We start from the raw sequence: 9,879 nt of genomic DNA on the forward strand, positions 1-9,879 counted from the left end.
AGGAACCTCCGTGCGCATCGCTGTTCCGGATTTTATCGGTGTTCGCGATCCTTCTTATACGAGCGGCGTCGGTATCATTACTTCCGTCTCCAAATCTATGAAAAACCGCGCTCCCAGCTTTACCAAGAAAGCAGCTACCAAAGCAGCAGTAAAAAAATCCTCCGAAAATCAAAAGCCCGGTTGGGTTGAACGGTTTAAAAATTTCTTTAGCGAATTTATTTAGAAGTATTAAAGTAAGGGGGATATGACTGAGTATGTTTGAATTTGATATCGACTTGGATCAATTGGCGCAAATTAAAGTCATCGGTGTAGGTGGCGGCGGCAGCAACGCAGTCAACCGTATGATCGAGAACGGGGTAAAGGGTGTTGAATTTATCACCGTTAATACGGATGCACAAGCGTTGCACCTCGCGAAAGCCGAGCAAAAGCTGCAAATTGGCGATAAGCTGACGCGCGGGCTCGGCGCTGGTGCGAATCCGGAAGTAGGAAAGAAAGCGGCAGAAGAGTCAAGGGAGGCTATTCTGAACTCGCTTCGCGGCGCCGATATGGTGTTCGTTACAGCCGGCATGGGTGGCGGTACTGGAACAGGCGCTGCGCCGGTTATCGCAGAAATCGCCAAAGAAGTTGGCGCACTGACGGTAGGCGTAGTCACACGTCCGTTCACCTTTGAAGGTCGCAAGCGTTCCCTGCAAGCGGAACAAGGCATTGCGGCTCTCAAAGAGAAAGTGGATACGCTAATCATTATTCCGAATGACCGTTTGCTTGAAATCGTCGACAAGAAAACGCCGATGCTGGAAGCGTTCCGCGAAGCGGACAACGTGTTGCGTCAGGGCGTGCAAGGCATCTCCGACTTGATCGCTGTGCCTGGTCTCATCAACCTTGACTTCGCCGACGTGAAGACGATTATGACAGAGCGCGGATCCGCCCTCATGGGGATTGGCGTGGCAACAGGCGAGAACCGCGCGGCAGAAGCGGCGAAGAAAGCGATCTCCAGCCCGCTGCTCGAAACATCGATCGAAGGTGCACGCGGTGTTCTGATGAACATTACCGGCGGTGTGAACCTGAGCTTGTACGAAGTCAATGAAGCGGCGGATATCGTAGCTTCTGCCTCCGATATTGAAGTCAACATGATTTTCGGAGCGGTCATCGACGAGAAGCTGAAAGACGAAATTCTCGTTACGGTCATCGCAACCGGTTTTGAGCATAAAGCAGTGCCGCAACAGCAGCCTCAACGACGTCCAAGTCTCGGGCAGCAGGAAACGCCTGTCCAAGACAACCGGATGAACAACTTGAAGCCGTTTGGCGCACAGCCGTCGAACGATCAATTGGATATTCCGACGTTCCTCCGCAACCGCGGACGGAATACCGACAAATAATTACAGCTTTTCGAGCCCTGAGACCGAGCCCTACGTGATGTAGGGGCCTCGGTCTTTTTGTTTTTCAGGGGATTTACGGGGCGGGGCGAGTCCGCGTTAATTGACAAAAAAAGTATAGTCCATCTAGCACGTTTAGACAGACTTTGAAATTCGGATGGCCTATACTGATTTAGAACCATAAAGTTTCGTCAGAAAAAAGGTAGTTTAAAAAGTCGTCTTTTGATCACGAAGCAGGCCAGGAAGCATATTCGACATCGAATCTTGCGTTCACCTTCGAAGTGCGGTACTCATGTAGGTTTGCCTACACTCCGTTCCACCTTCTTCAGGTTCTCGCAATCTTCTCGGTGCTGAGAACCCGGCTTTTTAAACTCACACAAAAATGGAAATTGAGCAGGATGTTCGGAGGTGAGACATGTGTGGTCGTCTATGCGGATCTCATTTTCCTGCTGAATTTTCTCATCGATGCGGCCCTGCTATTGGTTACGGCCAAGACGCGAAAAATCGCGTTCAGCTGGTGGAGAATTGCGCTCTCCGCTGCGCTTGGCGCCTGTTATGTGGTGATGATGTTTCTGCCGATTCCTCCACTGCTATTTACATTTTCTGTGAAATGTATGTGGTGTATCGGTATGATTATGACTGCTTTTGGCTACGGATCTCTTCAAAATTTATTACGCAACGTTGGTACGTTTCTCGTGGTTAATTTTGTCGTGGCCGGAGGCATGTTTGGGATTCATTACGTCATGGCCTCCTCCTCGGACGTCATGCGAGGCATGGTGTTTACGCAATCGGGAGCCGCCGTCTTCCAAGTGCAAGTAGGGAGCGTTGTATTCGTGCTTCTTTTGATGGCTCCGCTTATCTGGTGGTTCAGAACCGTATTTCAAAGCGCCAAACAGCGGGAGGTTGTCACTTCCTATTTAGCGGAGGTGACGATACATGTCGGTGAGTTTATCGCAACCTGCAAAGGGCTAATTGACACGGGCAATCAACTGTATGACCCGCTCACGCGCACGCCCGTCATGGTGATGGAAGTGGCGGAGTGGGGGGAGGTGCTGCCGGGGAGCTGGCTGCAGCGCATCCGCTCGGCCGATGTCGATCAGATCATTAACGGGCTGGGCGGCGACGATTTTGCCTGGCAGGATCGCTTGCGGCTTGTCCCTTATCGCGGTGTGAACCGGAACACCCAGTTTATGCTCGCGATTAAACCGGATAAGGTGGTGATCACGCATAATCAGACGCAAATGGAGGCAACCAAGGTCCTTATCGGGCTCGACGGCGGCAAGCTGTGCAGTGACGGCACGTATCAAGCCATTATTCATCCAGCCCTGATATCGGCAGGGTAACGGAAAACTTAGCGAAGGCTTTTAGGAGGAAACCAACATGATCTTAAAATGGAAAATGCGTTTTCAACTAGCGTACTATAAGGTATTGATGTGGCTCGGCCTGAAAGGCGAAGAAATCTATTATATCGGGGGTAGTGAAGCACTGCCGCCGCCGCTGACGCGGGAAGAGGAAGAATACTTATTGGAAAAATTACCGTCGGGTGACGCGGCAATCAGAGCGATGCTGATTGAGCGGAACTTGCGACTGGTTGTCTATATAGCAAGAAAGTTCGAGAATACAGGCATCAATATTGAGGATTTGGTTTCCATTGGCGCGATTGGACTGATCAAAGCGGTCAATACGTTCGATCCAGAGAAAAAGATCAAGCTCGCCACATACGCATCTCGCTGTATCGAGAACGAGATTTTGATGTACTTGCGCCGGAACAGCAAGATCCGTACGGAAGTGTCCTTTGACGAACCGCTGAACATCGATTGGGACGGCAATGAGCTGCTGTTATCGGATGTGCTCGGCACCGAGAATGATACGATCTACCGCAACATTGAAGAGCAGGTAGACCGCAAGCTTTTGCATAAGGCCCTAGATAAGCTATCGGAGCGGGAACGCATCATTATGGAGCTTCGCTTTGGACTCCAGGACGGCGAAGAAAAGACGCAGAAGGACGTCGCCGATCTGCTCGGCATTTCCCAGTCCTACATTTCTCGCCTCGAGAAGCGAATTATCAAAAGACTGCGGAAAGAATTCAACAAGATGGTGTGAAAATTTTTTTCGCGAACCGATTGTCAATTTGTGCTACAGACACGGGAGAGAGCGAGTTGCCAACCGTTTGTCAAGTGGGTAAGCCGAGCTCCAGGCAGGAATAAATCGACCGCTCACGGGGATAATTAACAGTAATGTTTCTCCTTGGGAGGTAATCACGGTGACCCGAAATAAAGTTGAGATATGTGGAGTTGATACCGCCAAACTGCCTGTTCTGACCAATGCAGAAATGCGTGAGTTGTTCACTGATTTGCAAACCAAGCAGGAAAGAACCGCAAGAGAGAAATTGGTCAACGGCAACCTAAGGTTGGTACTAAGTGTCATCCAGCGCTTCAACAATCGCGGAGAGTATGTGGACGATCTCTTCCAGGTTGGCTGCATCGGACTGATGAAAGCAATTGATAACTTTGATTTGAGTCAAAACGTAAAATTCTCAACCTATGCCGTACCGATGATTATAGGTGAGATACGCCGCTACTTACGTGACAACAACCCGATTCGCGTGTCTCGTTCCTTGAGAGATATTGCTTACAAAGCGCTGCAAGTCAGAGACAGCTTGACGAATCAAAATTCACGGGAGCCTTCCATCTACGAGATCTCGGAAGCGCTGAACGTGCCCAAGGAAGACGTCGTCTTCGCCCTGGATGCAATTCAGGACCCGGTATCCTTGTTCGAACCGATTTACCACGACGGCGGCGACCCGATTTATGTCATGGACCAGATCAGCGACGAGCGCAATAAGGACATGTCCTGGATTGAAGGCATCGCGCTGCGGGAAGCTATGCACAGGCTGAACGCCAGGGAGAAAATGATTTTATCGATGCGTTTTTTTGAAGGCAAAACACAGATGGAAGTAGCTGACGAAATCGGCATTTCCCAGGCGCAGGTGTCTCGGCTCGAGAAATCGGCGATATCGCAAATGCAGAAACACGTCAAAACTTAACTTGTCCCAAAGACTGAAACAGCTAAGATAGACAAGCTGTGACAGTCTTTTTTTAAGCTTCAGGACATTTTGCGTAGTGGGCACATATACTAATACAAATCTGTTCAAAATCCCTTAGAGATTCGTGGTGAGCTTCCTGATGAAAATTTCTGATTTCCAGACCAAAGATGTCATTAACATCGTCGACGGCAAAAAGCTGGGGCAAATCAGCGATTTGGAGCTTGACCTGCGCCAGGGAAGGATCGAGTCGATCGTTGTTCCGAATCAGTCGCGGTTTTTCGGGTTGTTCGGCACAGGCACGGATGTGATCATTCCTTGGAAGCATATCGTCAAAATCGGCGCGGATGTGGTGTTGGTGAAGTTGGAGGATGCCCGCCCGTATCGGCAGACAGATGACAATGAAGGCGGCGTCTATGAGTTCAATCGGCAGTACCGGAATTAAGGCTGGACACGCGAAGCAGCGGCTGCGGAGAAGAGGGCGGCCTGCTTGCCATCGTGTGTCTTTTTATTTTGTGGTACAGTAGAAGGAGAAGAAAGTCGGAGGGGGAAAAGGAATGAACAACGCGGAGCCATTTGTAGCGCCGGCATCGGCACCGGTGGAGGAGCGGCCATATCTTTTGCATTTGGCAGGCTGGGAGGCGGCGTTTCCGGGCTTGTCGGCGGGGTTTACCTCGCGATGGGGCGGTGTCAGTGGGTCGCCGTTCGGCACGCTGAACTGCGGGCTGCACGTGCGCGATGTGGCTGCGGACGTGGTCACGAACCGGCGTCGCATTGCCGAGGCACTGGAGCAGCCTTTCGAGGCATTTACCTATGCGGAGCAGGTGCATAGCGCAGACGTGGCGGTTATCGGCTCAGCGCTTAAGGGAGCCGGCCGTGACGCCAGAGAAACGGCGGTTCAGGATCGGGACGGTTTTGTCACGAACGAAAAAGGGATCTTTCTCTGCACACAGTATGCCGATTGTGTACCGCTCTTCTTCTACGATCCGGAGCATGAGGCGGTCGGCCTTGCGCATGCGGGTTGGAAGGGTACGGTCCTAAATATTGCCATGTCTACGATTTCCTTAATGACGCATACTTTTGGTAGCCGGCCTGCGAACATTAGAGCGGCGATCGGCCCTTCCATCGGCCAGTGCTGCTATGAAGTCGATGGCACAGTAGCCAGCCGCGTGTATGAAGCGCTGGCATCGATGCAAGCTTCCGAGACCGCTGTGCAAACGGTTATTACCGCGCAGCCGAACGGCAAATACATGCTGAGCCTGCAAGCGCTGAATCAAAAATTCATGGAACAAGCAGGAATTTTGTCGTCTCATATCGAAGTAACTCAGTTATGTACGAGTTGCCGCACAGATCTCTTCTTTTCCCATCGAAAAGAAGGGGGGGCGACGGGGCGTATGATCGCCTGGATCGGTATGCGCGCCTAAGTGCGGCTTTGAAGGGGAATTGAGGTGTTTGGCAGATATGAGTTTGTCTGAAAGAATTGAACATGTAAAAACGCGTATTGCCGAAGTATGCCGGCAGACGGGCCGAAGCCCGGAATCCATCCGTGTGATTGCCGTCACGAAATACGTGTCACTGGACACGACCCGGGAAGTGCTGGACCTCGGGCTTGCACATATCGGCGAGAACCGATGGCAGGATGTGAAGCCGAAGTGGGAGGCGCTTCATGAGCGCGGCACATGGCACTTTCTCGGCCATTTGCAGACGAACAAAGTGAAGGATGTTATCGGCAAGTTCGCCTATATTCATTCCCTCGACAGAATGTCGCTTGCCAAGGAATTGGACAAGCAGGCCGCTGGGCGCGGGATCAAGGTCAACTGCTTTATCCAGGTAAACGTATCCGGAGAAGAGACCAAGTATGGGTTGTCGCCTGCCCAGTTGTTCGATTTTGCAACTGAGGTCAGCCTGCTGCCGAATTTACATATTACCGGGCTTATGACCATGGCGCCATATGAGCTCGAAGCTGAAGAGACAAGACCGGTCTTTCGCGGATTGCGGGAGCTTCGTGACGAGCTGAATGAAAGGCGTATATTCCCTTACGAGGTAATGGATTTATCGATGGGCATGTCCGGCGACTTCGAAGTGGCCATTGAGGAGGGCGCAACGTGGGTGCGTCTCGGCACGATTTTGGTAGGCAAAGAATTGAATTAGGAGGTACCAACGATGGGCGTATACAATAAGTTTATGAATTTCCTGGGACTTCAAGAGGAAGAGGAAGTTGTCGAGCGCGAGCGAATCGTAGAAACACCGGAAGAACCTGAAACCAATCCTTATGAATTACGTAATAGAAATAAAGCGAATGTTGTGAGCATCCACTCCCAGAAGAATGCGCGCGTTGTGCTCAGCGAGCCGCGTACATACGAGGAAACGCAAGATATTGCGGATCACTTGCGCTCGCGCCGATCTGTGGTCGTCAATTTGCAGCGCGTTCGTGGCGACATTGCGCTTCGCATCGTGGATTTTTTAAGCGGAACCGTCTATGCATTGAATGGGTCTATCTCCAAGCTGGGACCGAACATCTTTCTGTGCACGCCGGACACCGTAGACATTCACGGACACATATCCGAGATGGTCGGCGAGGAATAGACGCATACCCTACAACCGAGGTGAAAGACTGACGTGGACACTGTTTATAGCTCTTTATACTACTTGATGGAAATTTATTACTTTATGATTATCGGCTATTTGATTCTCTCTTGGTTTCCGAACGCGCGCGACAGTTTTGTCGGAGGACTGCTTGCGAAGCTGGTTGAACCGTATTTGGCGCCTTTCCGTAAAATAATTCCAAGCATCGGCTTCATCGATCTCTCGCCGATTGTCGCCTTGATTGCACTGCGTTTTGTCGTGATGGGCATTGCGGCGGTTATCGGATTTATCGCGGATCTGTTCTAAATGCTGCAGAAAGAATTATACGGGCATTTTCATTCCGACGAGCATCACTTTGTCGACAAAGCGTGGGATTGGGTCGAGCGGGCAGCTGAGAACCATGCGGTTAAATTAACGGATTTTCTTGATCCGAGACAAGCCTTTATTTTGAGTTCGCTGGTCAATCGCCATCCAGATGTGCATTGTCGGATGGATGGCGGCTACCCGCAGGCGGAACGTCGGCGAGCGCTGATTGCTCCTGACTACCGGATGCTGGAGGACGAAGACATGGAGATGGCGGTACTAGCCGTGTCTTCCGGCGATGGGAAGTTCCTGACATTAGAACATGGAGATTACATGGGCGCCATTCTTGGACTCGGCATGAAGCGGGACAAGATTGGCGATATTCATGTTATTGAAGGCGGATGCCACTGCCTTGTAACCCGGGATGCGGCGGATTATTTGCATCTGAACTTGTCGCAAGTGCATCGGGTACATGTTCAGACCGAGCTGCTGCCGGTGGAGAAGCTGGTGCAGGCGAACGTTCAACTCGACGAAATCACGCTGTCGGTGGCGTCCATGCGGATGGACGGCATTGTCAGTGACGTGTTCCGGCTGAGCCGGGCGAAGGTGTTGATTCCCATTCAAGCGGGCCGTTGCCGGGTAAACTGGAAGGTCGAGGAGGATCCGAGCAAGCCGCTTAAAGAAGGCGATCTCGTGTCGATGCAGGGCTTTGGCAGGTTTAAAGTGCTGGAAGTGGAAGGCGTAACAAAAAAAGGGAGAATTCGTGTAAAAATCGGCAAGTACGCATAATTTGTGGAACTTTTATCCACGAACGATGCAGGAATTGCCGAGTTTCTGTCGAATGTAACGGTATCGACAGGGGCTTATTTTCCACTGTTCGCATTGAACAGATCGGCGGTAAGCTTACGAAGTCAGTTTTGCTGCGCAAAACGCTAAGGAGGGGCACTGATGCCATTAACACCGTTAGACATACATAATAAGGAGTTTACACGTTCTTTTCGCGGCTACGATGAGGATCAGGTCAATGAATTTCTGGACCAAGTCATTAAAGATTATGAAGCGCTGATTCGCGAAAATAAAGATTATCAGAATCAAACTATCGCACTGCAGGAGCGCTTGGACCACTTCATGAACATCGAGGATTCGCTCAGTAAAACGATCATCGTCGCGCAAGAAGCGGCCGACGAAGTGCGTAATAACGCGAAGAAAGAGGCGCAATTGATTCTGAAGGAAGCCGAGAAGAATGCGGACCGGATCATTAACGAGTCTTTGACGCGTTCCCGCAAGGTGGCGCTCGAGATCGAAGAACTCAAGAAGCAAGCGTCGATTTATCGCACACGTTTCCGCACGCTGCTTGAAGCGCAGTTGGAACTGCTGAACAATGAAGGTTGGCAGAGCATGCAGTTTGATCAGGAGAAAGTATCAGAGTAAGAGGCAGCCCTCGGGCGCCTCGCTTATTGACTATGCCGTGCGAATTCGGTATACTCCTGTTAAGTTCGAGTTTCAAAACAACAAAGCTATGACTGGAACGAGTAGGTCGCGTAAGCAGTGTCAGCGAATTAGGGTTGTGGTGTGAGCCTAATCTCTGCAGCGTACTGAATATCCCCCAGGAGCGTCTCTTGAATTTCAGTAGAGAGAAACGGGTCATGCCGTTATCCATGATCGAGTGAGAAAGCTGTCATTCGCTTGTTTCGGCATGGCGGGGAAAGGCTTTTTAACGAGGGTGGTACCGCGAGCTAGAGTTTCTCGTCCCTTTTGGGGATGGGAGGCTTTTTTTGTTTTTCAGCGAAAATCAATTATTGATGATGTGGAAGTGGAGTGAAATCGTATGGATTATGGCAAAACATTAAATCTGCTGCAAACCGATTTCCCGATGAGAGGAAATCTGCCGCAAGCCGAACCGAAGATGCAAGCGCGTTGGGAAGCGGAAGACATCTACGCGAAAGTGCAAGAAAGCCGCAAAGGCCGCGAGAAGTTCATCCTGCATGACGGGCCTCCGTATGCGAACGGGGACATTCATATCGGGCATGCGCTGAACAAAGTATTGAAAGATATTATCGTTCGATTCAAAACGCTGCAAGGCTACGACGCGCCTTACGTTCCTGGTTGGGATACGCACGGCTTGCCGATCGAGCAAGTGATCACAAACAGCGGCAAGGTCGACCGCAAAAAAATGACCGTACCCGAGTTCCGGCAGTACTGTGCCGAATATGCGCTGCAATCTGTGGAAAAGCAAAAAAGCCAATTCCAGCGCCTGGGTATTCGCGGGGATTTCAAAAACCCGTACATCACCTTGCAGCCGGAATACGAAGCACAGCAAATCCGCGTGTTCGGAACGATGGTTCAGCGCGGTTATATCTATAAAGGGTTGAAGCCGGTCTATTGGTCTCCATCCTCTGAGAGCGCACTCGCGGAAGCGGAAATCGAGTACAAAGAGAAAACGTCCACTTCGATTTACGTGGCGTTCCCTGTCAAAGACGGCAAAGGCAAGCTGCCGCAAGACGCGGCGATCGTCATCTGGACGACGACGCCTTGGACGCTGTCTCTTATACACATCTGACGCTGCCGACGATA

The 9,879-nt window shown here is 50.9% G+C and carries 11 protein-coding genes, 2 pseudogenes and 1 other annotated feature; all 13 genes and pseudogenes read left to right on the forward strand.

Going from position 1 to position 9,879, the window contains the following annotated elements; translation table 11 throughout:
• Nucleotides 1-223, forward strand: a pseudogene (locus EJQ19_RS27105) (cell division FtsA domain-containing protein); the annotation flags it as partial.
• 31 nt (nucleotides 224-254) lie between these two features.
• The gene (ftsZ, locus tag EJQ19_RS27110; RefSeq protein ID WP_126144359.1) at nucleotides 255-1,376 is read left to right on the forward strand and encodes a cell division protein FtsZ; all 1,122 of its coding nucleotides are present in this window, start codon (nucleotides 255-257) and stop codon (nucleotides 1,374-1,376) included.
• Between the two features lie 416 nt (nucleotides 1,377-1,792).
• Nucleotides 1,793-2,716: a sigma-E processing peptidase SpoIIGA gene (spoIIGA, locus tag EJQ19_RS27115; protein ID WP_126144360.1), complete on the forward strand. Its 924-nt coding sequence runs from the start codon at nucleotides 1,793-1,795 to the stop codon at nucleotides 2,714-2,716.
• 37 nt (nucleotides 2,717-2,753) lie between these two features.
• Entirely contained in the window at nucleotides 2,754-3,476 is a 723-nt protein-coding gene (gene sigE, locus EJQ19_RS27120; protein WP_126144361.1) for an RNA polymerase sporulation sigma factor SigE, read from the forward strand.
• A 160-nt stretch (nucleotides 3,477-3,636) separates the two neighbouring features.
• The gene (gene sigG, locus EJQ19_RS27125) at nucleotides 3,637-4,419 is read left to right on the forward strand and encodes an RNA polymerase sporulation sigma factor SigG (protein ID WP_126144362.1); all 783 of its coding nucleotides are present in this window, start codon (nucleotides 3,637-3,639) and stop codon (nucleotides 4,417-4,419) included.
• A gap of 139 nt (nucleotides 4,420-4,558) precedes the next feature.
• Complete coding sequence (locus EJQ19_RS27130; RefSeq protein WP_126144363.1) at nucleotides 4,559-4,861, forward strand: YlmC/YmxH family sporulation protein; 303 nt, start codon at nucleotides 4,559-4,561, stop codon at nucleotides 4,859-4,861.
• Nucleotides 4,862-4,973: 112 nt separating this feature from the next.
• Nucleotides 4,974-5,840, forward strand: a complete 867-nt coding sequence (pgeF, locus tag EJQ19_RS27135; protein ID WP_126144364.1) for a peptidoglycan editing factor PgeF — start codon at nucleotides 4,974-4,976, stop codon at nucleotides 5,838-5,840.
• Between the two features lie 37 nt (nucleotides 5,841-5,877).
• Nucleotides 5,878-6,567 carry a YggS family pyridoxal phosphate-dependent enzyme gene (locus EJQ19_RS27140; protein WP_126144365.1) on the forward strand — a complete coding sequence of 230 codons (690 nt, stop codon included), beginning with the start codon at nucleotides 5,878-5,880 and terminating at the stop codon, nucleotides 6,565-6,567.
• Nucleotides 6,568-6,579: 12 nt separating this feature from the next.
• Nucleotides 6,580-7,002, forward strand: a complete 423-nt coding sequence (locus EJQ19_RS27145; protein WP_126144366.1) for a cell division protein SepF — start codon at nucleotides 6,580-6,582, stop codon at nucleotides 7,000-7,002.
• Between the two features lie 66 nt (nucleotides 7,003-7,068).
• Nucleotides 7,069-7,308, forward strand: coding sequence for a YggT family protein (locus EJQ19_RS27150; protein WP_126144369.1), 240 nt, complete (start codon nucleotides 7,069-7,071; stop codon nucleotides 7,306-7,308).
• On the forward strand, nucleotides 7,309-8,094 hold the full coding sequence (locus tag EJQ19_RS27155; protein ID WP_126144367.1) for a YlmH family RNA-binding protein: 786 nt from the start codon (nucleotides 7,309-7,311) through the stop codon (nucleotides 8,092-8,094). It abuts the gene before it with no gap.
• A gap of 159 nt (nucleotides 8,095-8,253) precedes the next feature.
• On the forward strand, nucleotides 8,254-8,736 hold the full coding sequence (locus EJQ19_RS27160) for a DivIVA domain-containing protein (RefSeq protein WP_126144368.1): 483 nt from the start codon (nucleotides 8,254-8,256) through the stop codon (nucleotides 8,734-8,736).
• A 79-nt stretch (nucleotides 8,737-8,815) separates the two neighbouring features.
• Nucleotides 8,816-9,062 (forward strand) — a binding site (T-box leader).
• 71 nt (nucleotides 9,063-9,133) lie between these two features.
• Nucleotides 9,134-9,847, forward strand: a pseudogene (locus EJQ19_RS27165) (class I tRNA ligase family protein); the annotation flags it as partial.
• Nucleotides 9,848-9,879 lie beyond the last annotated feature (32 nt).

The organism is Paenibacillus whitsoniae (assembly GCF_003955665.1).
GTDB lineage: Bacteria > Bacillota > Bacilli > Paenibacillales > NBRC-103111 > Paenibacillus_E > Paenibacillus_E whitsoniae.

Bases quoted from the DNA above. Each gene is read 5' to 3' on its own strand.
- EJQ19_RS27160 (WP_126144368.1), top strand. From the start codon at position 8,254: ATGCCATTAACACCGTTAGACATACATAATAAGGAGTTTACACGTTCT.
- sigE (WP_126144361.1), top strand. From the start codon at position 2,754: ATGATCTTAAAATGGAAAATGCGTTTTCAACTAGCGTACTATAAGGTA.
- EJQ19_RS27145 (WP_126144366.1), top strand. From the start codon at position 6,580: ATGGGCGTATACAATAAGTTTATGAATTTCCTGGGACTTCAAGAGGAA.
- EJQ19_RS27155 (WP_126144367.1), top strand. From the start codon at position 7,309: ATGCTGCAGAAAGAATTATACGGGCATTTTCATTCCGACGAGCATCAC.
- EJQ19_RS27130 (WP_126144363.1), top strand. From the start codon at position 4,559: ATGAAAATTTCTGATTTCCAGACCAAAGATGTCATTAACATCGTCGAC.
- ftsZ (WP_126144359.1), top strand. From the start codon at position 255: ATGTTTGAATTTGATATCGACTTGGATCAATTGGCGCAAATTAAAGTC.
- EJQ19_RS27150 (WP_126144369.1), top strand. From the start codon at position 7,069: ATGGAAATTTATTACTTTATGATTATCGGCTATTTGATTCTCTCTTGG.
- pgeF (WP_126144364.1), top strand. From the start codon at position 4,974: ATGAACAACGCGGAGCCATTTGTAGCGCCGGCATCGGCACCGGTGGAG.
- EJQ19_RS27140 (WP_126144365.1), top strand. From the start codon at position 5,878: ATGAGTTTGTCTGAAAGAATTGAACATGTAAAAACGCGTATTGCCGAA.